Source organism: Desulfopila sp. IMCC35006 (genome assembly GCF_005116645.1).
Classification (GTDB): domain Bacteria; phylum Desulfobacterota; class Desulfobulbia; order Desulfobulbales; family Desulfocapsaceae; genus Desulforhopalus_A.
Genome location: NZ_SWCM01000008.1, coordinates 35,361 through 60,729, shown reverse-complemented (window position 1 = coordinate 60,729; position 25,369 = coordinate 35,361). Strand labels below are relative to the sequence as shown.

The following is a 25,369-nucleotide window of genomic DNA, read 5'->3' as shown; positions in this document are numbered from 1 at the left end:
TTGTTATTAAAACCAGATTTCGAGCATTGGTAAAACAAAGAGAGTCACGCCAGGCTGCAGCATTACGCTTCCTCTGCTTTGTTTTCATATCATATATGGACGACCTGATGCGCGGGGGAAGTGCCATGCATAAACGTGAACGCTTAAGACAAGACAGACATCCCAGATCAGGAGAAAGGCAAGGTAACAAAGGAGAATCGAACAAAGTCTCGTTAAAAATGGCAGGATAACTCTTTTGCCGCACGTCTGCGAGGTCTTGGCAATGACTTCCTCTTTTCCAATGAGAATCGGCCATAATAATCGCACCTCACAGACACTCTTTGCGTCACATCTATAAGCTCTCCCTAACTTTGTAAGAGATACAAAATCTATAAGCATAATCTCTGCCATTGCAACGATATTTCTATGTGACGACCACTAATACTCAGCGGTATGGGGAGAGGTGTGCCCTTTGCTCCGGATGCCATAAACCCATCCCTGGGGGCTTGATCCCAGCCATCCAGCGGAAAACACTTGCCTGACTACTAAAATAAAAACAGCACAATAACAATTGGTTACTTTCATCTCTTTTGAATATCAAAAAATCCTCTTGCATACAACCATGCATGTATATATCTTTGTCGACTTCGATAGCATGAGATGAAACTGTATTCTGTTATTGCATTTCCATGACCCAAAACTAATAGGACGAACATGTTGAAATTTAAAAATAAAACCTTCATTTTCCCGACCATCATACTGGCCGTCACCCTGCTGAACGGCTGTAAAGACAACGCTGCAACGCCAATGACGAAACAGGCTCCAGTTGAGGTCAACATAGTCACTCTCAAGCCCCAACCAGTGAATCTTGAGGCGGAACTGCCGGGGCGCACTGCCGCATATCGGGTGGCAGAGGTACGTCCACAGGTGAACGGTATCGTCAAAAAACGGCTGTTTACCGAAGGGAGCAAAATAAACGCCGGGGACATTCTTTATCAGATTGATCCGGCGATCTACCAGACAAAACTGGACAGCGCCAAGGCAGCCCTGGCCAAGGCAAAAGCCAATGAACATTCCGCTCAATTGAAAGCGGCGAGGTATAAGACGCTTATCCACACCAAAGCCGTGAGCGAAATGGATCAGGTCGACATGGAGGCGAATTGGAAGCAGGCCGTTGCCGAAGTGGCTGCGGCCGAAGCAGCAGTCAATAGCGCCCGGATTGATCTTGAGTACACCCGGGTGACGGCGCCAATAAGCGGGCGAATCGGTAAATCAACGATTTCAGAAGGCGCTCTGGTCACCGCGCAGCAGAGTGCCCCGCTGGCCACAATCCAGCAGCTTGATCCACTCTATATCGATGTCACCCAATCAAGCACGGAAATGCTCCGGCTGAAAAAGAACCTGTCTTCTGGCTTAACGAAGAACAGTGAAGATATACATTCTAAAGTAACGATACTGCTCGAAGATGGTTCAGAATACGGACAGCCCGGCTCTCTTGAGTTTTCAGATGTAACCGTTGATCAATCCACCGGAAGCGTGACCCTGCGTGCCGTTGTCGCCAACCCTGACGAAGAATTACTGCCCGGGATGTTTGTTCGAGCGCGAATTGCCACAGGCACGAGACAGGAGGCGCTTCTTGTGCCTGCCGCAAGCGTCAGCCGAAACAGTAAAGGACAGGCGGTTGTGATGCTGGTGAACAGCCAGTCCATTGTTGAAAGTCGCATCATAGAGAGCGCGCAGAACATTGGGGATAAAGTTTTAGTCAATGAAGGACTGGTGGCTGGAGATCAGGTGATCACCGCAGGTCTTCAGAAAATCAGGCCAGGCGTTCCTGTCAAGGCTACTGAGCAGCAGAGTTCCTTGTCAGGTCAGATTGCCCAAAAGACAAAACCCTCAGCCCCAGTTAAACAAGCGGAGTAAATCATGGCCAGATTTTTCATAGACAGGCCCATTTTTGCATGGGTTATAGCAATTGTTATTATGCTGGCAGGCGCACTTTCTATCATTCGCCTGCCAATATCACAGTATCCGGAGATTGCGCCGCCGGCGGTAACCATTACCGCCAAGTATCCCGGTGCTTCAGCCAAGACGATTGAAGATAGTGTCACCCAGGTCATCGAGCAGAACATGAACGGCCTCGACAACCTCCTTTATATGAGTTCGCAGAGTTCATCGACGGGATCGGTTACCGTTACCCTGACATTTCAAGCAGGTACAGACCCGGATATTGCCCAGGTACAGGTGCAGAACAAACTGCAGCAGGTAACCAGCCAGATTCCCCAGGAGGTGCAGCAACAGGGTCTGCAGGTAGCCAAGTCCAACTCGACCTTTTTGATGGTCGTCGGGCTTATTTCGACAGATGGCAATATGGACAAGAACGATCTGACCGATTTCATGGCGTCCACCCTGAAAGATCCCCTGAGCCGCACGGAGGGAGTCGGCAGCATCCGCATCTTCGGCGGCCAGTATGCCATGCGCATATGGCTTGACCCGCACAAGCTCAACAGCTATCAGTTGACGCCGGGTGACGTCAGTGCAGCCATCTCGGCCCAGAACAACCAGGTGGCGGTGGGTGATCTGGGGGGAACGCCTTCCGTTGCCGGCCAACAGATAAGCGCCAGTATGATCGCGCAGACGAAGATGAGTTCACCGGAGCAATTCGCCAATATCCTCCTCAAGGTCAACACAGACGGGTCGCAGATCCGACTGCGAGACGTCGCACGGATTGAAATCGGCGGGGAAACCTATGATTCGGTAACAACTTTCAACGGTCAACCCGCGGCCGGTCTGGCCATAATGCTGGCCACCGGTGCCAATGCCCTGGATACGGCCCAGGCGGTTCGTGATAAACTCGCGGCGTTGCAGCCGTATTTTCCGGCTGGGGTCAAAATTGTCTATCCCTATGACACCACCACCTTTATCAAGATCTCCATTGAAGAAGTGGCCAATACCCTGGTGGAGGCGATAATTCTGGTTTTTCTGGTTATGTTTCTCTTTCTGCAGAATTTTCGAGCGACACTCATCCCGACCATCGCCGTGCCGGTCGTTCTGCTCGGTACCTTTGGGATCATGGCAGCGTTTGGCTTTTCCATAAATACCTTAACCATGTTCGGCCTGGTCTTGGCCATTGGGTTGCTGGTCGATGATGCCATTGTTGTCGTTGAAAACGTGGAGCGGATCATGGCCAACGAAGGATTGTCGCCACTGGAGGCAACCCGCAAGTCGATGGACCAGATCACCAGCGCTCTGGTTGGTATCGCTCTGGTACTATCCGCCGTCTTTGTCCCCATGGCATTTTTTGGCGGTTCCACCGGGGCAATCTACCGGCAGTTTTCCTTGACCATTGTTTCGGCGATGGCCCTTTCGGTTTTTGTCGCTCTGACCCTCACGCCGGCGCTCTGCGCCACCATGCTGAAACCAATAAAACCCGGTCACCATGCAGAAAAGAAAGGCTTTTTCGGCTGGTTCAACCGGATGTTCACCCGCAATACCGAACGCTACACCAGCAGTGTCGCCTATATTATTAAACGATCAGGCAGGTTCGGCCTGATTTATGTTCTCCTTATCGGCGGCATGGTTTTTCTCTTCACCAAGCTGCCGACATCCTTTCTTCCCAGTGAAGACCAGGGTGTTTTCCTCACCATGGTACAGCTGCCAACAGGGGCAACGCAGCAGAGGACACAGGATGTACTCGACAAAGTACGTAACTATTACCTGACAGAAGAAAGTAACAACATCGTGTCAGCCTTTACGGTAGCGGGTTTCAGTTTTGCCGGAACCGGACAGAACATGGGCCTGGTATTTGCACAAATGAGAGACTGGAGTGAACGGAAAAACAAGGACCAGTCGGTGAATGGGATTCTCGCCAGAGCCATGGGATATTTTCAAACCATCAAAGAAGCGCAGATATACGCCTTCAATCTTCCCGCCATCCAGGGACTCGGCTCGTCAACCGGCTTTGATTTTTATCTGCAGGATCGTGCCGGACTGGGCCATGAAAAACTGATCGAGGCGAGAAATCAGCTGCTTGGCATGGCAGCGCAAAATCCTAATCTCACCCGTGTCCGGCCCAACGGTATGGAAGACACCCCACAGTACAACGTGGATATCGACTATGAGAAGGCCATGGCTCTGGGGATTACGGTCAATACTATCAACACCACCCTGTCCACCGCCTGGGGATCAAACTATGTGAATGACTTTATTAATAATGGTCGAATAAAGAAAGTGTACCTCCAGGCCGATGCGCCGTACCGTATGCAGCCTGAAGACATTAAACAGTGGTATGTTCGTAACAGCAGTGGCGGAATGGTTCCGTTTTCAACCTTTACCAGCGGTCATTGGAGTTTTGGTTCACCAAGGCTGGAACGGTATAACGGCAACCCGGCTGTTGAGATCATGGGCGAGGCGGCACCAGGCAAGTCAAGTGGCGATGCCATGAAAACGATAGACCAGCTAGTGTCCCAGCTCCCGAGCGGTATTGGCTATGAATGGACCGGGACGTCATTTCAGGAACAACAGTCCGGCTCCCAGGCGCCGGCGCTCTATGCAATCTCCATACTCGTAGTTTTTCTCTGCCTGGCTGCTTTGTATGAAAGCTGGACCGTGCCGTTTTCGGTCATGCTGGCTGTACCTCTCGGGGTACTCGGCGCCCTGGCAGCTGCGTATTTACGCGGTATGGAAAACGATGTCTATTTCCAGGTGGGACTCTTGACGACGATAGGTCTGTCGGCGAAAAATGCTATCCTGATCGTTGAGTTTGCCAAGTCGCTCCATGATGAGGGAATGGATCTCGTCAAGGCGACTGTCGAGGCCTGCAAGATGCGGCTCCGCCCTATCCTTATGACATCATTTGCCTTTATGCTTGGGGTTTTTCCCCTGGTAATCAGTACGGGCGCCGGTGCCAACAGCAGGCATGCCATTGGAACGGGTGTTTTTGGCGGTATGCTGTCGGCAACAATTCTGGCAATAGCCTTCATCCCTCTGTTTTTTATTGTCGTTATGAAATTATTTAGAAAAAGACAGGCGAAGCAGAATGTTGCCGTTTTGTCCCAGGAGGGCTGATACACATGAATCTACCTACAAAAACAATGGCTTCAGGGATATTACTGCTCATGTTGAACGCATGCTCCATGGCACCCGATTACCTGCGCCCGACGCTGCCTGTGGCCGAAACCATTCCAGGCGCTGAGATGGCAACGGTAAAAAACGGCAAAGCAGATCAGCAGTTCACAAAAGTATCCGATCTCGGATGGCGCGATGTTTTCACTGATCCCCTCCTGCAGACCCTCATCGAAACGGCACTTGCCAATAACCGTGACTTACGCGAGACAGCCCTGAATATTGAAACATACCAGGCCCAGTACCGCATCCAACGTTCAGTACTGCTGCCGACCATTGAGGGAACCGGTTATGGTATGAAGCAACGCAGTCTCAGCGGATCAACCCGTTATACCAGCGAGGCGTATGCCCTCGAAGTTGGTACGACTGCCTATGAACTCGATCTTTACGGTCGTATCCGAAATCTCAAGGGCCAGGCGCTTGAACAGTACCTGGCAACGCAGGAAACCTATAAAAGCGCAACCATCAGCCTGGTTGCAGAAGTCGCCAGATCGTACTTTACCTGGCTCACCGACAGGGAACTTCTGCGGATTTCAGAGGATACGAGAAAAAATGAAGAGGAATCCTACGCTCTCATTGAACAGCGCACTCAAGCTGGCATCGCCAACAAACTTGACCTGGCGCAGGCCCGGACCAGCCTGGAAACAGTAAAAGCTAATCTGGCCTTGTACCGGAGGCAGGTAGCCCAGGACCTGCATTACCTCACCCTGCTGACAGGTACATCACTCCCGGAAACAGTACTGAATACAACACGATCCTTCAATGATCTGGCACCGCTTTCCGTCATGCCATCGACGCTTTCGTCCACAGTATTGCTGGACCGGCCCGATATCATGGCGGCGGAGCATGAATTAAAGGGGGCCAACGCCAATATCGGGGCTGCCAGAGCCGCCTTTTTTCCGACCGTCAGCCTCACCGCCAGTGCCGGAGTAATCAGCTCTGACCTTTCCGGCCTTTTCGACGGCGGCTCAGGTTCATGGCTGTTTTCACCGACCATCAGTCTGCCGATCTTTACTGCAGGCCGATTACAGGCCGAGCTCGATGTCGCAAAAATCAAAAAAAATATCTTTATCGCCCGGTATGAAAAAGCTATACAGACGGCTTTTCGTGAGGTTTCTGACGCACTTACCGCCCGAGACACATACAAGGATCAAGTCCGTGCACAGAAAGCCAATCTGCAGGCAAATGAAGATTATTATGCTCTTGCCAGGGAGCGCTACCAGCAGGGAGTTGACAGTTTCCTCGTCCTGCTGGATGCCCAGCGTTCCCTTTACAGCTCCAGGCAGAATTATCTGAGCCTGAATCTTGCCCAGCTTGCCAACCAGGTAAACCTTTACAAGGTTTTAGGCGGCGGTTGGCATGAACAGACAAAATAGCGTAAGGGAATATTATGGCGCGAAGAACGAAGGAAGATGCCTTAAAAACCCGAGAGGCTATACTGGATGCCGCACTGCAGGTTTTTTCAGTTAAGGGGGTCTCCCGCACCACTCTGGCCAATATAGCCAAAGAAGCGGGCGTGACCAGAGGGGCCATTTACTGGCATTTCAAGAACAAGGAGGATCTGCTCAGTGCGCTTTGGGAGCAGCTCCTCCTGCCTTTTGAGCCCATTAACCAGGCAATCGAGAACCCGGATGAACCAGACCCTCTCGGCAAGTTACTCCAAACACATCTCGCATTTTTCAAAAGCCTGCAAGAGGACTCCCGGCAGTTACAGCTCTGCCAGATTTTATTCAGCAAATGTGAAACGGTGGAAGATACGGGCACACTGCATATGCATCGGGTTAATTGCCATATCGAAGGGCAGCGAAAAATCGAAAACATTCTCCGTAATGCAATAGCTCAGGGCCAGCTGCCGGAGAACCTCAATGTTCGCCTGGCCAGCATTGCCACCCTTGCTTATATCGACGGATTGGTCAACAACTACATCATGTTTCCCGGGTTGCTGGATGTCGATCAGGAGCTGCCGGTTTTGCTTACTGGATTGACACATATGCTGCGCAGCAGTTTCAATCGTTGATGACGTTGTAGAAACGCCCCAAGGGTAGAGTACTCTTCATCTGCTTCGCTGTGCACCCTTAGATGTGCCCTTGGGTTTCAATTTTTCTATCATTACGACGTACCTGAATACGCCGAAACGATAGAAAAAGAGTACGCCGCGCCGGTGAAGGTTTTGGAAGTCCGCCCTTATCTGCTCAGCCAATTTGAGACTGGACTTTTTACAAGATTTTCACAATCGTTGCTACTCAGTCCTTTTTAAAATGCACCAGAACCGTCCCTGTTTCCACCGCATCACCCTGCTGCACACAGACGGATTCAACCACCCCGTCAGCCGGTGCAGAAACCGCACTTTCCATTTTCATCGACTCTAAAATAATCAGTTCCTGGCCGCGAAAGACCCGCTCACCGGCCTTGACTTTGACATCCACCACCAGACCGGGCATTGGGCAGTCAAGCATATTGCCGGTTGCCTTTTCGACCGGCTGCGGCATAAAACCGGCAAGGGCCCACTCGCGGGGGTTATAAATCTCAAAGGAGGAGGTCGCCCCGCAAAAAGCAGCTTCAATGAAATTGCCACTGTATTTGAGGCGGAAAAAAGCATCTTCCCCATCAATGTTCAGCTTCAACCGACGCCGGTAAAATTCCATAGGCGGAATGGTGACCAGGTAGACCTTCTCATCGACGCGCACCAGCCATTGCAGGTCTTCATCTTTATTTTCCAGCCGGATATGAAAAACATGGTCGTCGCACTTGGCGACATAATCATAATGGGTTTTAGAGGCCGAGGAGACACCGACTTTGGCTTTCAGCGGCAGGAGCGACTTCTGGACCAGATTTTCCCGCAGATGATAGATCAGGGTGGTTGCCGTGGCCATAGATGTCAAGACCTCATCCGGCGGGGCGATTCTGCTTTTTTCATCCAGCAGATAGGTCGGAATAAAATCGGTGGAGAGTTCGCCCTTGATGAATACCGGGTGCGTCAGCACCTGGTTGGCAAAATCGATATTGGTAAAGATCCCCTCGATATGATAGCCATTCAAGGCCTGAACCATCCGCCTGCGGGCTTCCTCGCGGTTTTCACCCCAGGTAATGACCTTGGCCAGGAGCGGATCATAATAGACACTGACGGTACTACCCGCATCAAAACCCGAATCGACCCGCACGTTCTTGCCCCGGGGTGCGGCATATCGGGTAATCAGACCGATGGAGGGCACAAAACCACGCTGCGGATCCTCGGCGCAGACGCGCACCTCCATGGCCCAGCCGGTCAGGGCGATGTCATTCTGACTAAAGGGCAGGGCTTCGCCCGCGGCGATACGCAGCTGCAGTTCGACCAGATCCATGGAATTGACCAGCTCGGTGACCGGATGCTCGACCTGCAGACGGGTGTTCATTTCCAGGAAAAAGAATTCGCCGTTCTCATCAAGGATGAATTCCACCGTGCCGGCGTTGACATAGCCGGCGCGTCTGGCAAGTTCACAGGCAAGCGTCCCCATCTTTTCCCTAAGGATAGGATCGAGGGCGCAGGAGGGAGATTCCTCAACGATTTTTTGATAGCGCCGCTGAATGGAACACTCGCGCTCGCCCAGGTGCACCACATGGCCATGCTGGTCGGCGATAACCTGGATCTCAATATGGCGGGGTTTTCTGATGTAGCGTTCGACAAAAATCCGGTCGTCGCTGAAGGATTTCAGGCTCTCCTGCTGGCAGAGCTTTAAAGCAGAGGCCATTTCTTCGATCCGCTCAACGATCCGCATGCCCTTGCCGCCGCCTCCGGCTGCAGGTTTCAGCAGAATGGGAAAGCCGACAACGTCTGCGGCAGACAATGCTTCTTCCAGGGAAACAACCGGCTCACTATGGCCTGGAACGGTCGGTACCTGGGCGATGATGGCCAGTTTCTTGGCGGCTATTTTATCGCCCATGGAGGCAATAACTTCGGCGGGCGGCCCGATAAAGGTCAATCCGGCGGCGACCACTTTTTCAGCAAAGAGAGGGTTTTCCGATAAAAAACCATAACCGGGATGGATGGCCTGGCAGCCGGTGGCAAGTGCCGCGTCGATGACTTTATCAATTGCCAGATACGACTCGGAGGGCCTGGCCCCGCCCAGCAATACGGCCTCATCGGCCTTGATGACATGGACACTCCTGAAATCCGGTTCCGAATAGACAGCGACGGTGCCGATCCCCATGGCCTTGCAGGTACGTATGACCCGAACAGCAATTTCGCCGCGATTGGCGATCAGTATTTTATTGAACATGGATGGCCTCACAGTGGAATATTGCCGTGTTTACGATCGGGTCGGTTGCTCTTTTTACTCTCCAGGAACTGAAGGGTACGAATCAGTCGATGCCGGGTATCGCGAGGGAAAATGACGTCGTCGATATATCCCCTTTTAGCGGCCAGGAAAGGATTCATAAAGTGCTTACGATACGTCTCCATTTTTTCATTAAGCATCGCTTCAGGGTCGGCGGCTTTCTCGATCTCCCGGCGATGGATCACCTCGGTGGCACCGCGCGGGCCCATCACGGCGATCTCCGCCGTCGGCCAGGCGTAATTAATGTCGCAGTGGATATGCTTGGAGTTCATGACCACATAGGCGCCGCCATAGGCCTTGCGCACAATCACCGTGATACGCGGCACCGTCGCCTCGGTAAAGGCATAGAGCAGTTTGGCGCCGTGACGGATAATGCCGCCGTGCTCCTGTTCGGGCCCCGGCATAAAGCCCGGTACATCGACCAGACAGATAAGCGGAATGTTGAAGGCATCGCAGAAGCGGACAAAACGGGCCGCCTTAAAGGAGGCGTTATTGTCGAGAGCCCCGGCCAGAACCGCCGGCTGGTTGGCCACCAGCCCGATAGTCTGGCCGCCGAGCCGACCAAGACCGCAGATGATGTTGCCGGCGAAATGGGGTTGAATTTCCATGAACTCCGCGCCATCGAGGATGGAGTAGATGAGTACGTTCATGTCGTAACTCTGGTTGGGGTTGGGCGGGACCAGATAATCGAGAGTCAGATCGGTGCGATCCGGGGGATCATTGAGATTGAGAATCGGTGCCTTCTGCTTGTTGTTCGAGGGCAGATAGTTGATCAATTGCCGGACAGCGCGCAGGCAGAGGATATCATTGGGATATACCAGCTGGGCCACCCCGCTTTTCCTGGAATGCGCCTCGGCGCCGCCGAGCTCTTCGGCACTGATATCCTTGTGGATAACCGTCTTGACCACATTGGGGCCGGTGACGAACATGTGCGAGGTTCGTTCCACCATAAAGACAAAATCGGTGATCGACGGGCTGTACACCGCCCCGCCGGCACAGGGTCCCATGATACAGGAGATCTGCGGGATGACCCCGCTGGCGTTGACATTACGGTGGAAGATCTCCCCATAGGCGGCCAGCGCATCAACACCTTCCTGAATGCGCGCCCCGCCCGAGTCGTTCAGGCCGATGATAGGTGACCCCACCTGATAGGCCATATCCATGATCTTGCAGATTTTCTGCGAATGCCCCTCGCCAAGGGAACCGCCAATAACAGTAAAATCCTGGCTGAAGACAAACACTTCCCGGCCACTGATCTTGCCATGCCCGGTGATGACCCCGTCGCCGGGGGTACTTTCGCCATTCCCGGCCGAATCGTTGCGGCCAACTTTGAGGATGTCTATCTCTTCAAAAGAACCCTCATCAAGAAGCAGATGAATCCGCTCCCGTGCCGTCAGTTTTCCCCGCTGGTGCTGGACCTCAACACGCTTGTCCCCGCCTCCGGCGAGGGCATGTTTTCGCAGCTCGTAGAGTTCCAGTATATTGCTGTGCATGATCTCGACCATGGCTGTCTCCTTATGGTTAGCTCAACAATCAGATTCCAGTGCAATAGAGGTGCAGGCATCAGTATTGCTGTTGGGTTTTGCCAGTTATAGTTTTTAAAAACAATTTTTATGATAACAGGTGATGAGAACTTTGCTACGGATACAAACGTCCCAAAAAATAGTTCATCTGTTTAAACCACCAGGGCCAGTCATGGTTGACATCATAGCCCCAGTAATCAATCCAGGCATGAATGGATTTATCCCGGAAAATCCTGTCCAAGGCACGGGTATCCTCAACGGCTTCCTCTTCCCAGGCACCCTGGCCCGAACAAATGATGATGGTACTGTCACGATAACGATTCAGATACCAGGGATCGGACAGTCCCGGCAGATAACTTACCGGTGAATTGTGGTAAACGGCACCAATATCTCCTGCACCAATGCCGAATTCATGACGGTCCAGCCGATACAGCCCGCTCAGCGCTATGGTACCGCTGAAAATATCCGGATGTCGAAGAAAAAAATTAACGGCATGCAAGGCGCCCATACTGCAACCATTAGTCATGATCTTCAATTGGTCATCGTGGCAGTGGCTGCGCACAAAAGGCACCACTTCGGCGGTAATATACTGGTCGTATTGTTCATGCCGACTATTTCGCTCTGCTGGAGATACCGAGAAATCATACCAGGAAGAGGCATCTATACTGTCCACACAAAAAAGCTTAATACGCCCCCCGTCAATAAAAGGGGCAATAGCCTCGATCATACCCATGCCTTCATAGTCAAAATAGCGCCCCCGGGAGCAAGGGAAAACGATAAACGGCTGCCCCCAGTGGCCATAGACCTTGACGGTCATGTCTTGCTTGAGACGGGAACTGTACCAGTGATGTTCTTCGATCTGCATGCAGTGATCCTTACCCGATATCCTGGATGTATTGAACAATCTCTTCGATCTGTTCGATGTTCGGGGAACGGAAGATATAACCGAAATCTCCGAGAGCGCTGCTAAAAACCCCTGGAACGCTGACGGTCTGCACCATAAACGGGGAGTATCGGGCCATTACCTCATCATGACTGTTGCGGTAATTGTATCTGTTTTTGCGACTGGCATAACAGCAATAGTATTTTCGCTGGTATGTAATCGGGGCAACGCCATTAATCATAACCTGCGCCCAGAGATTGTATACGTCGATGTCGCTGGCAAAGTTGAACATATCGGTGGTGTAGCCGCCTGGCGGGCGCATGTTCACCTCCAGGGCTACATAGCTGCCCGGCGCAGTTTCGAAAAACTCGATATGAAAGAAACGTTCCCGTACTTCAAAAGCCTGCACACACTGGCGTCCGGCCTTTTCCAGAGCGGGCGGGATATCACGCAGGGAGTGATAGTGGATGTGCCGGGACTCATTCACGGTTTCCATGATGCCCTGACTGAATTTATGGGCAGTATAAAACACCAGATCGCCGTTGACATCGGATAGCCCGTCGAAGGAGTAGATAGTACCTTGGACGAATTCCTCCATAATGTAGGCCACGTCGAGCTTATTGGCAAAAAAGGTATTGAGATCGTCTTCATTGTTGATGAGAAAGGTGCCCAGAGCGCCGACACCGACATCTGGCTTTATCACTGCCGGATAGCCGATTATCTTAACCAGGTCTCTCGCCTCATCGACTGTGCTGACCAACCGCCCGACGGCCACGGGGATTCCAGCGGCCGTAAAGCGCACTTTCATCTGTGATTTTCGTTTGATGACATCAATATCACCCCCCCGCACCCCGGGAATATTAAAATCGTCACGGATGCGTGCTTCGGTGGCCAGCCAATACTCGTTGAGGGATTCAAAACGATCGATTTTACCGTAATGGTGGGTGTAGTAGCCACAGGCGCGCACCAACTGATCATAGTCATGCATGTCCGTCACCTGGTAGTACTCGGTCAATCCGTCTTTTACCGCCGGATCCAGGTCACGGTACAAGGCATCCCCGATACCCAGCACGTTGGCACCCAGCTGTTTCAGATTCTTGCAAAATTGATAGTAGTGCAGGGGGAAATGGGGAGACAGATACACCAGATTCATAGCTATTTCTCAAACTCGTTTGTGGACAGGGCTAAAAAACATCATGAACGCCGATGAGACAAATTCATTTTTAACATTAAAGTAGTGGTTTGTCGATTCTGTTTCAACGGCAAGTCTTTTAAAATTTAGTGACTTAGAAATACTTGCTCTTGCGCTTTTTGCAAGAGCAAGTATTTCGTGAAGGAACTTACACCCGTCGAGCGAGTACTGCAAAGAGTCCCGCAAAGCTTTTGGGCGGGATTAGTGGCCCAGGATCAAACATCTTGCGCTTTTTGCAAGAGCAAGTATTTCGTTAAGGAACTTACCCCCGCACAACACGGGGACTGAAAAGAGTACCCGTCGAGCGAGTACTGAAAAAAGCACCCGTCAAGCGAGTACTGAAAAAAGCACCCGTCAAGCGAGTACTGAAAAAAGCCCGCAAAGCTGCTGGACGGGGTAAGTGATTTACAACAATTATCCATTTTTTTACCGGCAGATACTGTTCGGCATAAGCACATATCTGTAAAGAGCCCCTGGTATATAGTAGATGTCCCTGTCTACGCCTTTACCACTCGACATCTACCCGACATGACGGCGACACGATGTCACCTTGAACCCTATTTCGCCAGATGTCTTCTATTTTAAATCTGTCACCTGGGTTACAAAGAGGACAGAGGAAAAAAGCTGTAAGCTGATGCGCAGTCCGCAAATTTTTATGACAACCTCCTCGTCAGTTCGAATGATTATCGTATCTTTTAAAGAAAACTGGTAATAACCCAAAATTGCAGATGCCTTCTGTAAATATCCACCCCAGAGAATAAATTTTACCGGAAAGACCTCCAAAATATCTTTTGGAAAGGAGTACCAACCATGAAAAAGAAGATCGCCGCATTAGCCATAATATTTTGTGTCGCAACAACATCGCTCGCGTTTGCTCGAGGAAACGACTACGGAAACCATGGCGGGCATCACAATAGGTCAGATTACCATCGTGGCGGCGGTCATCGCAACGATGGTCTTGGCATTGCTGTCGGGGTAGTAGGAGGTCTTCTTCTTGGATCGGCATTGATGTATTCAGCGGCGCCGCCACCGCCTCCTCCGCCAACTGTTGTTTACAGTGCCCCATATCCACCGGAAGTCGTTGTCCAGCAACCGAGGATCTGTGTCGAAGACCGCGTTGTTGATGGACAGTGGCAGATAAGCCAATATGACGGTCGCCGGGTTTGGGTGTCGTTTCCATATCCGGTGAGCCAACGAGTCCAGGTTCCGTGTTATTAGTGAATTAGAAATAGGTTACTTGTGTTTTTTACAAGTAACCTATTTCGTGAATGAACTTATCCCGCAACGCTCTTAGGCGGGATTAGTACGATATCCATCGAGGAACTTACACCCCTTGAGGGGGTACTAAACAGAGAACCCGTCAAGCGAGTATTGAAAAAATTCCCGCAACGCTCTTAGGCGGCATTAGTGAGACATTCACAAAGAACTTACGCCCCTCAAAGAGGTTCTGAACCGAGCTCCCTCAAAGGACATACAAAACCACGCGCTACTCATCGTACTTTTGATGATAAACAAGGAGTCACCATGTTGAACTATCTGCTTTTTCGGCGTGTAGTATTTATCGTATTATCATTTGGTTTCACTCTTTTCTCCTTCTACAGTAATGCGTCTGCAGCCAACGATGCGGACATGGAAGTGCTGACACGTGGGCCGGTTCACGAGGCTTTTGCCGATGTCAGTGTCGATGAGACACAGAATGGACCGGTTGTCTCTCGCCCTGTTCCTGAACCGATAAACGAAATCCCCCCAGAATATCGCCCCGAGGGAAATCAGGTCGAGTGGATTCCGGGATATTGGAGTTGGGACGATGACCAGGAAGATTTTATCTGGGTGAGTGGTGTCTGGCGGGATGTGCCTCCTGGCCGCCAGTGGGTTCCGGGATACTGGGTGGAGGTTGAAGGCGGTAACCAATATATCTCAGGTTACTGGACTGATATTAATCAAGCCGCAACAGAGTACCTTCCACCTCCTCCACAGCCCCTGGAGGTGAGTCCCAGTTCACCCGCACCGTCGCCAGATTTTGTATGGATAGAAGGCAATTGGATCTGGGCGCAAAATGGATATGGTTGGCAGGCAGGATACTGGCACCCGCAGAGACCTGACATGGTCTGGATCCCCACGCATTATGTGTGGACCCCCCGAGGCTACATCCTGGCGATGGGCTATTGGGACTATCAGCTCGACCGTCGTGGCTTGATGTTTGCGCCGCTCTACTTTCATCGACCAATTTACAGAAATCACGGTCACTTCTTCACTCCCAGCATTGTTCTGGATACCAATGCTGTTGTTCTGTCTCTGTTTATCCGGAATTCACGCCACTATTATTTTGGCGACTACTATGACCCCCGATATGAAAAGCGAGGGTTCCGCCCCTGGTATTCGGAGCATGCCACCAGATACGGACATGATCCTTTTTACCGAACCTACCGCTCCCGCCAACTCCGACATGACCGACAATGGGAAAACAACTATCGTCAGCAATTTCAGTACCGTCGTGACCATAGAGACGCCAGGCCTCCGCATAGATTCGAGCCGGCGGGGAACCGCAATTTTAATCAGCCGCATAATCAGGCCAGTCAGAGTATTGGCAGACTTTTAAGCACTGAGGTGAAAAACAGGGCCCAATCACAACAATTGCCCCGCCTGCAACCTCATCGAGGAAGAGATCTGCAATCGCAAAGTCAAACATATAACAATTCTCGTCTCGAACGCAGGAAGTTCGAGACGGCACCGGATAGGGACAAAAGGGCCCTGCAACCCGCAGACAACCAAAGGCCTCAAAGGACTGCGCCATCAGCTTTGCCAGTCAATCCCATAGCGAACAGGAAAGAAAAGAGTATAACACCACAGGACAAATCGAGAGGAGAAGAGAACCGGCGCGTCAGGATACAGGAACAGATGAAAGACCAGTCTCAGACGCAACCGTCCAGAAGACAGGATCAAAAACCACAGATGCAAACTGACAACCAATCACCACCTGTGTCGCAAGGCAGACCTGCTTTCAATTCACAGCAACGTGCGGGCACCCAGCCGCAGATAGTACCGCAGGAAAGAAGGCGTTCAAGACCACAGGAGCTCAATACAGACCAGGTTCAGCGGACACCCCAGGCAGCGCCGCGCTTTACTCCGCAGCAACGCGCGGGAAACCAACCGCAGATAGCACCGCAGGAAAGAAGGCGTTCAAGACCACAGGAGCTCAACACAGACCAGGTTCAGCGGGCACCCCAGGCAGCGCCGCGCTTTACTCCGCAGCAACGTGTGGGAAATCAACCGCAGATAGTACCGCAGGAAAGAAGGCGTTCAAGACCGCAGGAGCTCAACACAGACCAGGTTCAGCGGGCACCCCAGGCAGCGCCGCGCTTTACTCCGCAGCAACGTGCGGGAAATCAACCGCAGATAGTACCGCAGGAAAGAAGGCGTTCAAGACCGCAGGAACAAGTCCCGAACCAGGCTCAGGGGGCACAACAAGGACAGAAACGTCAGAGGCCACAGAATCAAACTGAAGGACAACCGCAGGATGTTCAACAAAAATAGCAGCAACCTCAACCACAAAATTACACTGATTATTCGGTAAATTGGAGAGAGATCGACAATCAGAAATTTGACAGCAAATCCGAATGTCAGGAGGCGTCCAAAAGCTTCCGTACGGTACTGGCAAGTTTCTGATTGTCAATAGGTTTCATGAGAAATGCCTTGATACCGATAATATCTGCTTTATCTGCATCGATTTTTGAACTGTATCCGGTACACATCACAATCGGCAAATCGGGTCGGATCGCTATTAATTCCTCCGCCAGCTGTGCGCCGGTCATGTCGGGCATAGTCTGGTCAGTAATGACAAGGTCATAGGCTTGTGGATCAGAGCGAAATAATTCCAGAGTTTCCGGACTGTTTATCTTCGCAGTCACGGTATACCCTAGATTTTCCAGTCGTTTTTGGGTGAGACTGGCAACACTGATATCATCATCAACAATAAGTATATTTTCTGTACCAGCAGGAAGCACTGTTGCATCCGCAGTCTGGGCAACCATGAGGGCTTCATATTTTGGAAAAAGCAGCTTAAAAGTTGTCCCCTTGCCAGGCTTGCTCTCAACAAGAATATGCCCATCATGGCTCTGAACGATACCGTGAACCAATGCCAACCCCAAGCCTGATCCTTTACCGATTTCTTTGGTGGTAAAATATGGATCGAAAATTCGATCAAGGTGTTCTGGTATAATGCCAACGCCGGTATCTTTTATGGAGAGCAATATGTAAGTACCCGGCTTGTGGCTTGAGCCAAATTGCGGGTCATCAGCCGTCAGCTCCATGACGCTTGCATCAATACGCAAAACGCCCCCCTTCTCCTCCATAGCGTGCGCGGCGTTGGTGCACAGGTTCATGAGGATCTGATGGATTTGCGTTGGATCAGCCAGGATATAGCCACAGTTGGGCTCGATGTTCAAAGTAATCTCAATTGTGGCAGGAAGCGTGGCCCGGAGAAAATCTGCTGTTTCTTTAATCAATGCGTCTAATTTTACCGGCAGGCGGCTTTGTTCCTTTTTGCTGCAGAAAGCCAATATCTGCGTGACCAGGTCCTTGGCACGATTGCCGGCCTTCAAAACTTCATTGATATCCTTTGTCACCCGTTCACTGTCCGAAATATCAATTTTTACCAGCTCAGCATAGCCAAGAATAACGGTCAGGATATTATTGAAGTCATGGGCTATCCCGCCGGATAAAGTGCCAATGGCTTCCATTTTCAGAGCATGGCGCAGTTGTGCGTCAGAAACTCTTTTTTCCTCTTCTGCTTTTTTGCGAAGGGTAATCTCTTCAAAAATACAGGCAAACTGGTTGTCAAAAATGGTGTATGCAGTGACTTCAACGTACTTATCCACATCTGCAAGAAAAGATTCGAACGTTACAGGCTGGGCTGTGAGAGTTATTTCACTATATCTTTCGATCCAATAGTCAGCGTTACTGAAGAAAACTTCCCGCAAGGTCTTGCCGATCAGGTCGCCGGCCGTCAGCCCGGTTATTTTTTCATACGCAGGATTAATGCTGAGAAAGCGGTAATCTACCGGCCAACCATGGTCATTACGCAGGATCTCATAAATAGCGTACCCATCCGGCATTTGCTCAAAGAGTGCTTTGTAATTCTGTTCGACGGCACGAATCTCGGAAATATCACGGCCAATCCCTCCAATTCCGGCTAAATTTCCTGAATTATCGTAATGGAAAGAAGATGACCAGAGAACGGTATGCGATGCACCGGTTTGTGCATTGACCTGCCTGTTTTCTATCTTTGCCTGGTTTGTTTTTTGTGCCAGGCATTTGTTGAACCACTCAATGGTCTTTTCCTTGTCGTCCGGGTGAACAAATTGGAAGGCAGAACGACCGATACATTCTTGAGGCGCAAAGCCTAAGATTTTTTCAGCAACATGATTCACAAACGTAAAATTACCCATGCTATCTGCATGAGTGATGAGATCTTGCGTGCCTTCAATTAATTCACGATATTTTTTTTCACTCTCTTGAAATGACAACTCGGCATGATGCCTTTCGTCCTCTCGATTCAGCAAAAGACCAACAAGAAAGATTCCGCTGAAAATTGCCAGACCGTAAGGCAGCGTCATCGCTTTTAACAAAGTCCACCCGGTCTGAAGATTACCTACAAAAAGAAAGCCGGGAAGAATGATGAGGGTGGCAAACAGGGCACTGACTGCAGCTTTTGGTATGGAGGTAAATCGTCCGGGGAACTTATTGAGAACAATACCGGCAATCGCCGCAAGACTCACGCCAACAACGCCCGCCAGGGCACCACCGCCACCGAGATAGATTCGGAAGGATCCTGCTAAAACAGCACTGAGAAAAGCCGCCAGAGGTCCGCCGAAAACACCGCTCAGTACAATGATGGCGTTTCTCTGGTCGACGAGCACACCTTCAAAAACTGGAATTCTGGCGTACATACAGCCTATGGCGAAGATGCCGAAGGAGAAGCCAATCACAACCTGACGGCGATACCAATCTGATTTGTCAAATTTAACAAGCAGGTAACCGTAAATAGTCACCAGGGCGATAAAAATCGCCAAATTGTTGAATAGAGAAAAAAAAAGATTAACTCCAGAAATCATAGAAATTCTCTATCGGGTTAATGTTGATACGCTCGTGAAAACATACCGTCAGGGAGAGCTCAGGAAGCTATCATATTCTCTTCATTGACCAGGGTCAACATTCACGGGACTTCATGGTGATACCGCCGCTGGATTTCCTGCGACCCATTGTGACAGTATACCTCATTGATATTCTCAAACATCAGACTGTACGAACCTGCACTGTTTCAATAAATTTGCCATCGGCAAGAATATCTGACAGGACGATGATACGGTCACCTTCTTGAAGGAGTTGCTTTTGTTGTAAATGGGTCACGGCACGACCAATCGAGACTTCCGGGTCTTTAGAAAATTTGAGAATAAATGGATGCACCCCCCAATGAATACCAAGCCTTCGTCGCACATGGGTTGTATTGGTAAACGCGTAAATTGGTCCGTTCGGCCGACACTGCGAAAGGAGGACGGCCATTAACCCCCGCCTGGTAAAAACCAGGGAGGCAACAGCTTTCAGATTATTATTGAGAATCGATGCGCTTCTGGCAATTTCATGTTTGGCATTATCGGATGCCTCCACGCGCACCTCGGTGTCCTGTTCCATATGCTTTTCTATTCTACGGGCAACTGCATCCATCACCTGCAGGCTTTTCAATGGGTATTTTCCCGTTGCCGTTTCTCCGGAAAGCATTACGGCATCGGTGCCCTGCAATACAGCCTGGGTAATGTCGGTTACTTCGGCTCTCGTCGGTGTTGGATTGACGATCATGGATTCAAGCATATGGGTCGCAACTATTACCGGTTTTCCGACAATGCGGCACTTCCTGACGATCTGTTCCTGAAGGAGCGGCACCTCTTCATAGGGCAACTCGGCGCCGAGATCTCCCCTGGCTATCATGATGCCATCCGCGGCGGATAAAATCTCATCAATGTGAGGAATTGCCTCCGCACTTTCTATCTTGGCAATAATATCAATCGGCGCTCTCCTTTCAGCAATATACCGCTGTACCTCTTCTATTGCCTGCGCTCTTTTAACAAACGAAAGCGCTATAAAATCGACACAATTGTCGACACCAAAAGCAATATCCTGCCAGTCTTTTTCGGTGATTGATGGCAAATCCGCACTTTTCCCCCGTATATTTACATGACGCCGGGAGCCAAGAACGCCACCATCAATACATCTGCAGGTAATATCTGTCTGGGTAACAGCTGTGACTTTGAGGGCAAGCATTCCACCATCGATTAAAATTATATCCCCCGGAGTCACATCCGTTACAAAGCCATCGTAGTTTACTTCAACACAATATGGTTCGAGTTCTGCCTGGCGTCTGATCGTCAGGGTGAACATATCACCTTTATGCAATACGATATCTCTCTGCACATCACCTGTGCGTATTTCCGGACCTTTGGTGTCAAGCAGAAGAGCAACAGGCGAACCCGTTTTTTTATTAATGGTTTTAATGTTTTTGATCACCTCTCGATGCCATGCATGTGTTCCATGGGACATATTGAGACGCGCAATATTCATTCCATGTGCCACAAGCTGCTGCAGGGCTTCAAAGGACGAGGTTTTCGGTCCTATGGTGCATACTATTTTAGTTTTTCGCACAGTATTCCAGAGGGAAGAAGATGGATCAAGACATGATTCGACAATGAAACGATGTGAAAGCCACTCGCATTCAAAGAGTACCAAACAGTACCAAGATGTTGTTATGATAACAAATGATTTCTGTGCAACGGGAAGAGATCCTCCGTTGATCCCATTTTGACTTCCTGCCGGAAGTAAAGTATTTTCAGGTTTCTTGTTTTTTAACAGAGTTTAATCATACCAGGAGTAGGGTACTAAAATATGCAGACAAATAAAATCAAAACCATCGCCATTGTCGGCGCCGGAGCTATGGGTGCAGCATACGCCTCCATGTTTGCCGATGCCGGAAATTTTTCGCTGTTTTTCCTGGCCAGCGGCGACAGATACCAGCGGCTGCTAAAAAAACCATTGCAGGTCAACGGGAAAGCCTACGCCATTGCGGTTGTGCAGCCCCAGGATATCAAAGAACCAGTCGACTTAGTTCTTGTCGCTCTTAAACACCACCATCTGCTGGAGGCTCTGCCGACCCTGCAGGCCGCAGTCGGCCCGAAAACAACTATTCTCTCCGTGATGAACGGACTGGAAAGTGAACAAATCATTGGTGCTGCCTGCGGGATGGACAAAATGGTCTATGCCATTGCCGTGGGCATTGACGCCGTACGGGAGGGGGATCATTTTTCATATGCTCGACCCGGCAAGATCATCTTCGGGGCAGGGCCACAGGCAACAGATGCTTCCCGAGTGTCCCGCCTCCAGGATGCCTTGCGCCGCGCGGCAATCCCCCACGAAGTGCCTGCCGACATGATGCGTGTCATGTGGTGGAAATTTATGATTAATGTTGGCATCAACCAGGCGTCGGCGGTATTGCGTGCCCCATATGGTTTTTTCCACGGCTCGGAAGATGCTCGAGCTTTGATGTTATTGTTAATGCAGGAAGTCATCGTGCTTGCGGGCAAGGTATCCGTCAACCTGGCTGAAAAAGATCTGGATGAATGGTCCTTGGTTCTCGCAACCCTGGCACCCGAAGGAAAAACCTCAATGCTGCAGGATATCGAGGCAGGCAGAAAGACCGAGGTGGAGATATTCGCCGGCAAGGTCGTGTCCATGGGAAACGAGCATGGTGTCCCCACTCCTGTCAACCAGACTATTCTGCATATAATCAGGGCAATGGAAGAACGGAAGAGGATCGATCCTGTCGAAACTCAACAAACATAAACAGAACTTATTTCTGATGCTTGAGCTGGAACTCGACGAGAGGCGGCTGGCTGTCATCATCGGTTGGTGCGGCAAAGTAAAGAAAAGGATCGGCATCCTCTTTCCCCGGGTCATACAGCACACCGCGCAGGGATCCGGCTGTTGCCATTGTCCCGCTTCGTACCCCGAAATTAATAATCCGCTTGCTTGGTCCATTGTTTTTCGTCGAGGCAATGACCTCGCTTCTCGCAGCATCCTGGGCAGTGAGTTGCGGTGTTTTCCTGTCTGCTGCAATCACCACATAAAAATACTCGGTCCCGATCTCTCCATCAAAAATGAAGATACCGGGACTTGACGGTACGGTATATGTCTGGTTGGCTTTGATGCGGTTCATATCCAGGTACTCATCTTTCTTGTCTGCAGCCAGGCGGGGCCAGAGCAGATTGAGTTCTTCACCTGCCGACCGATGCAGGATATAGAGCCAGCCATCCTGATTGGCGGATACTTTCAATCTGAATTTATCCCCGGTCCGAAAAAGATGATCAACCCGCACCGTCTTTGGCCCTGACCCTTCCAGCAACTCTATGGCGAGCCTGCCAACCCGGTCTTTTGCCGCACCCTGCCTGGCCGTCCCATCTTGCTGTACGGTTCCATAATACACTCCCCGCAGCCCGTCGCCGGCTGTCGGCGGCTTGATTGCAACCTCGGCACCGGAGACAGCAGTATACATGCCGGAAAAACCGAAGATTGCCAGGCCAAAGGCGGCAGTCACGCCAAGCGACCTGCCGGATACTTTGCAGAAATTAAAGATATTATTCATGGAGTTGCACCAATTACTATCGGCAGTGCTTTCCGCCCTGCCGCTGCGCGGCGACAAGACAGTTACTTGCCGAAGACGGCCTCTAGCTGCCTGGCGCGATAGCCGACAATCACCTCGCCTGCAGCCTTGATCACTGTCGTCTTCTGATTGTCCGAGGCAAGGCTCACCTCCCCCTGTGCGGTTCGCGCCGCACCACGCTCTTGCTGGACAATGGCGGCAAGTGTCTTTTCCGCAGCCTGTTTGACTTTATTTCGCGCAGCTGCGGTGGAGTTTTCCTGCCATTTGATTTCAAAACTGATGGCATCGACAACAATTGCTTCAAGAATCACCGCATACCATTCAGGTTCATTACCAAGACCCAGATCCTGCTCCAGGGCTTGTACGCACTGCCTGGAAAACTGCTGGGATAAATCGAGCTTGGCAAAACTTAAAACCCTGGTGTTTTCAAGCTTCATGCTGTAAGTGGCAGCTACGGCGCCGTCCAGCTGCAAAACCGGCATCATGGTGCCGAGGATTTCCGCCCCGAGATTGAGTTGTGCACTATTTTTCCCGGCGGACTCCGGCAGCATATACAGCGATTCCCTGTAACTCTTGCCGGGAAAGCATTGTTCTTTCCAGAGAACAACTATCGGTGGATTAAGCTGGCGCTTCTCGCCGTCGCCCCCCTTTTCCATGATTTGGATGATGTTGCCGGGCGCATGGTTGCCGGAAAAACCGATATTCGGTTCATACCCCTGTTCTTCAAGGATGGCAAAGAAGTTATCCAGGGGTTTTTCGGGCGTAATGTTTACATAAAAAATACCATAAGCAATGCAAAACAGAGCCGCAATGCCAAGTGCCCAGAAGATATAGTGCCGGGCCGGATGTCTTTTGTCGGCAGGCGGCGGCTTGGCCTGGTGGTCACTCTGGGTGTCGGCACTCGCTCTGTTTTCCATGATGAGAGATGCTCCGTTTTTTCTCTTTGACCGGTAAACCTTGCGGACTTCTGCAGGTGTCTAAAATTCCTTGCGCAGGCCGATGGTCCCGGCATAGCTGTCCAGGTACTCATGACCGGCAATGGCACGAAACTGAACAAAGGGCAGCCACCCGTGCGGCAGCACGGCAGAAACACCGAGGGTAAACTCAAAAAAATCTCTGTCCGGCCCTTCATTCTCATACAGAAAGGCAACAGAGTTCAGGTCATCTTTAAAGCTGAAGGCTTCCGATCGCTGGTCGTTTTCGAATTCATGCACCCAGTTGACACCTGCCTGGGGCAGCAGGACACCGAAACCGGTACTGAAGGCAAGTGAGCTTGCAAGCCCGAGGCGGCTTTGCAGGGATGTTTGATCAGCATCGGCAAAAGACAGCTCCAGTCCGGTACTACCGGTTTCAGTGTAGCTGTCGAACTCTGTCCGTATATAATCGAGGCCAAGTCGTGGGCCAATACTCAAATTCCCGACGGTATAATCGTAACCTGCCAGAATGCCGGCACTGTATTCGTCGCCTTCATAATCAGCATTTGCCAGACCACTTAAGGCCGAAAAAGAAACAGCACGTGTGCGATCATAATCTTTGGCAGCATATCCAGCATTCACCTGCACAAAGACCTGATCTATAGGCAGAATTGAGGCAAAAAATGTCACACCATATGAGTCATTGTCAAAATCACCGCCAAAATTATCAAAATCACCGTCATGGTTGTAATACGTAAAGGCTAAACCCGCCATCACCTTGTCAGTAAACTGGTAATCGCTCCCTAAGGTAAAACGCTGAATGTCAGAATCGTATCCGCCCTCAAAAGGGGTGCGGTCTTTATCCAGTGATTCGTATTCCCCAGAGAGAAAGACGCTCAGCCCCGGCAATAATTCAGAAACGGAATCTGCCATGCCCTCACCTTCGCCTCTTGCTTTCAGCAGTCTTTCCTGTACCACACCCGGTGTGGTTTGCGCTGCAGCTGCTGCACCACCCGACGAAGAGCCGCCACCGCCACAGACTGCCGCTAAGGGACTACCGGGGGCAACTCCAGCACAGTTCAGCCTACCGCTGATCGCATCTTCAATCGCCTTATCCAGCGACGCAGCATCAACAGCCCCAGCACCAAGAAGCAATGCCCCAACCATGATTGGCACCCCTCTGCGCCAGGACGTAGATAATCCGGGAAAGTTCTTTTTCGAGTACCCTGCCTGCTCTGCTTTGCTTTTCAATACAAACCAATCTTTTGTCTGCATATCTTCCCCCCTCCTTCTTTATTGTATATGACCAGCTGGAAAAAGGTGACTCCCCACGCACTACTTTCCCCATTAATGATTATACTACAATGTAGCATGAAGCTGGCCGGTTCGAGCCTCCTTTCTTGTTGAAATTCCACAATCACAAAGAACAAACATGAATATATTTTGTAAGTAAAAACAATCCACTACAGTGAATGTCACAACTTTAAAAAACAAGGATATACCTAAAAAGCATAGCGAAAAATACTCATTGCTGCAGGGAATTCTCCGCAGCAAATACTGCTGAAGATATTCTAGATGATGATAACTCTTAGAAGAGTTGATGATAATTTATACCAAATACTATTCTTTAAATATGCTGTAATGGCAAGCATTTCTTTCACAACCCTTAGGTTTCGAGAAATACAATTGTTTTGGCCTTTAAGTTTTGTGATTACCACTATAGTTCAGCTTAGAAGGT

General features: G+C 50.6%; 16 protein-coding genes. 7 read left to right on the top strand and 9 right to left on the bottom strand.

Annotation, left to right across the window (positions count from 1 at the left end; all coding sequences use genetic code 11):
- Positions 1–693 precede the first annotated feature (693 nt).
- Genes FCL47_RS14340 through FCL47_RS14325 form a run of 4 tightly spaced genes read left to right on the top strand, consistent with a single transcriptional unit; the run spans position 694 to position 7,117 of the window.
- Positions 694–1,899: an efflux RND transporter periplasmic adaptor subunit gene (locus FCL47_RS14340; RefSeq protein WP_136814210.1), complete on the top strand. Its 1,206-nt coding sequence runs from the start codon at positions 694–696 to the stop codon at positions 1,897–1,899.
- Between the two features lie 3 nt (positions 1,900–1,902).
- Positions 1,903–5,043, top strand: coding sequence for an efflux RND transporter permease subunit (locus FCL47_RS14335; protein WP_136814209.1), 3,141 nt, complete (start codon positions 1,903–1,905; stop codon positions 5,041–5,043).
- 5 nt (positions 5,044–5,048) lie between these two features.
- Positions 5,049–6,476 carry an efflux transporter outer membrane subunit gene (locus FCL47_RS14330; protein ID WP_136814208.1) on the top strand — a complete coding sequence of 476 codons (1,428 nt, stop codon included), beginning with the start codon at positions 5,049–5,051 and terminating at the stop codon, positions 6,474–6,476.
- Positions 6,477–6,490: 14 nt separating this feature from the next.
- Positions 6,491–7,117 carry a TetR family transcriptional regulator gene (locus FCL47_RS14325; RefSeq protein WP_136814207.1) on the top strand — a complete coding sequence of 209 codons (627 nt, stop codon included), beginning with the start codon at positions 6,491–6,493 and terminating at the stop codon, positions 7,115–7,117.
- A gap of 226 nt (positions 7,118–7,343) precedes the next feature.
- Here the strand turns inward: FCL47_RS14325 and FCL47_RS14320 are convergent, their stop codons facing one another.
- From FCL47_RS14320 to FCL47_RS14305, 4 genes are all read right to left on the bottom strand, one after another.
- Positions 7,344–9,356, bottom strand: a complete 2,013-nt coding sequence (locus FCL47_RS14320; protein WP_136814206.1) for an acetyl-CoA carboxylase biotin carboxylase subunit — start codon at positions 9,354–9,356, stop codon at positions 7,344–7,346.
- Between the two features lie 8 nt (positions 9,357–9,364).
- Entirely contained in the window at positions 9,365–10,906 is a 1,542-nt protein-coding gene (locus tag FCL47_RS14315; protein ID WP_136814363.1) for an acyl-CoA carboxylase subunit beta, read from the bottom strand.
- A gap of 145 nt (positions 10,907–11,051) precedes the next feature.
- Positions 11,052–11,801, bottom strand: a complete 750-nt coding sequence (locus tag FCL47_RS14310) for an esterase family protein (protein ID WP_136814205.1) — start codon at positions 11,799–11,801, stop codon at positions 11,052–11,054.
- 10 nt (positions 11,802–11,811) lie between these two features.
- The gene (locus FCL47_RS14305; RefSeq protein ID WP_136814204.1) at positions 11,812–12,972 is read right to left on the bottom strand and encodes an acetyl-CoA carboxylase biotin carboxylase subunit family protein; all 1,161 of its coding nucleotides are present in this window, start codon (positions 12,970–12,972) and stop codon (positions 11,812–11,814) included.
- 849 nt (positions 12,973–13,821) lie between these two features.
- On the opposite strand from FCL47_RS14305, the gene FCL47_RS14300 reads away from it, so the two are divergent.
- Together FCL47_RS14300 and FCL47_RS14295 are read left to right on the top strand one after the other, a co-directional pair.
- Positions 13,822–14,229 (top strand): hypothetical protein, encoded by a 408-nt coding sequence (locus tag FCL47_RS14300; RefSeq protein WP_136814203.1) that lies wholly within the window; start codon positions 13,822–13,824, stop codon positions 14,227–14,229.
- 306 nt (positions 14,230–14,535) lie between these two features.
- Entirely contained in the window at positions 14,536–16,545 is a 2,010-nt protein-coding gene (locus FCL47_RS14295; RefSeq protein WP_136814202.1) for a YXWGXW repeat-containing protein, read from the top strand.
- An 86-nt stretch (positions 16,546–16,631) separates the two neighbouring features.
- On the opposite strand, the gene FCL47_RS14290 is transcribed toward FCL47_RS14295, so the two are convergent.
- Both FCL47_RS14290 and pyk read right to left on the bottom strand, forming a co-directional pair.
- On the bottom strand, positions 16,632–19,124 hold the full coding sequence (locus FCL47_RS14290; protein WP_136814201.1) for a PAS domain S-box protein: 2,493 nt from the start codon (positions 19,122–19,124) through the stop codon (positions 16,632–16,634).
- Positions 19,125–19,305: 181 nt separating this feature from the next.
- Entirely contained in the window at positions 19,306–20,706 is a 1,401-nt protein-coding gene (pyk, locus tag FCL47_RS14285; RefSeq protein ID WP_136814200.1) for a pyruvate kinase, read from the bottom strand.
- 240 nt (positions 20,707–20,946) lie between these two features.
- Between pyk and FCL47_RS14280 the strand changes: the two genes are divergently transcribed.
- On the top strand, positions 20,947–21,900 hold the full coding sequence (locus tag FCL47_RS14280) for a ketopantoate reductase family protein (protein WP_136814199.1): 954 nt from the start codon (positions 20,947–20,949) through the stop codon (positions 21,898–21,900).
- A 7-nt stretch (positions 21,901–21,907) separates the two neighbouring features.
- Here the strand turns inward: FCL47_RS14280 and FCL47_RS14275 are convergent, their stop codons facing one another.
- From FCL47_RS14275 to FCL47_RS14265, 3 genes are all read right to left on the bottom strand, one after another.
- The gene (locus FCL47_RS14275; RefSeq protein WP_136814198.1) at positions 21,908–22,699 is read right to left on the bottom strand and encodes a DUF4384 domain-containing protein; all 792 of its coding nucleotides are present in this window, start codon (positions 22,697–22,699) and stop codon (positions 21,908–21,910) included.
- A gap of 62 nt (positions 22,700–22,761) precedes the next feature.
- Entirely contained in the window at positions 22,762–23,634 is an 873-nt protein-coding gene (locus tag FCL47_RS14270) for a hypothetical protein (protein ID WP_136814197.1), read from the bottom strand.
- A gap of 60 nt (positions 23,635–23,694) precedes the next feature.
- Complete coding sequence (locus FCL47_RS14265) at positions 23,695–24,906, bottom strand: autotransporter outer membrane beta-barrel domain-containing protein (protein ID WP_136814196.1); 1,212 nt, start codon at positions 24,904–24,906, stop codon at positions 23,695–23,697.
- Between the last annotated feature and the right edge of the window lie 463 nt (positions 24,907–25,369).

Excerpts from the sequence above, each read along its gene's own strand:
- FCL47_RS14265 (WP_136814196.1), bottom strand. The coding sequence starts at position 24,906 with ATGCAGACAAAAGATTGGTTTGTATTGAAAAGCAAAGCAGAGCAGGCA.
- FCL47_RS14290 (WP_136814201.1), bottom strand. The coding sequence starts at position 19,124 with ATGATTTCTGGAGTTAATCTTTTTTTTTCTCTATTCAACAATTTGGCG.
- FCL47_RS14270 (WP_136814197.1), bottom strand. The coding sequence starts at position 23,634 with ATGGAAAACAGAGCGAGTGCCGACACCCAGAGTGACCACCAGGCCAAG.
- FCL47_RS14275 (WP_136814198.1), bottom strand. The coding sequence starts at position 22,699 with ATGAATAATATCTTTAATTTCTGCAAAGTATCCGGCAGGTCGCTTGGC.
- FCL47_RS14340 (WP_136814210.1), top strand. The coding sequence starts at position 694 with ATGTTGAAATTTAAAAATAAAACCTTCATTTTCCCGACCATCATACTG.
- FCL47_RS14280 (WP_136814199.1), top strand. The coding sequence starts at position 20,947 with ATGCAGACAAATAAAATCAAAACCATCGCCATTGTCGGCGCCGGAGCT.
- FCL47_RS14325 (WP_136814207.1), top strand. The coding sequence starts at position 6,491 with ATGGCGCGAAGAACGAAGGAAGATGCCTTAAAAACCCGAGAGGCTATA.
- FCL47_RS14320 (WP_136814206.1), bottom strand. The coding sequence starts at position 9,356 with ATGTTCAATAAAATACTGATCGCCAATCGCGGCGAAATTGCTGTTCGG.
- FCL47_RS14335 (WP_136814209.1), top strand. The coding sequence starts at position 1,903 with ATGGCCAGATTTTTCATAGACAGGCCCATTTTTGCATGGGTTATAGCA.
- FCL47_RS14305 (WP_136814204.1), bottom strand. The coding sequence starts at position 12,972 with ATGAATCTGGTGTATCTGTCTCCCCATTTCCCCCTGCACTACTATCAA.
- FCL47_RS14315 (WP_136814363.1), bottom strand. The coding sequence starts at position 10,906 with ATGCACAGCAATATACTGGAACTCTACGAGCTGCGAAAACATGCCCTC.
- FCL47_RS14295 (WP_136814202.1), top strand. The coding sequence starts at position 14,536 with ATGTTGAACTATCTGCTTTTTCGGCGTGTAGTATTTATCGTATTATCA.
- FCL47_RS14330 (WP_136814208.1), top strand. The coding sequence starts at position 5,049 with ATGAATCTACCTACAAAAACAATGGCTTCAGGGATATTACTGCTCATG.
- FCL47_RS14300 (WP_136814203.1), top strand. The coding sequence starts at position 13,822 with ATGAAAAAGAAGATCGCCGCATTAGCCATAATATTTTGTGTCGCAACA.
- FCL47_RS14310 (WP_136814205.1), bottom strand. The coding sequence starts at position 11,801 with ATGCAGATCGAAGAACATCACTGGTACAGTTCCCGTCTCAAGCAAGAC.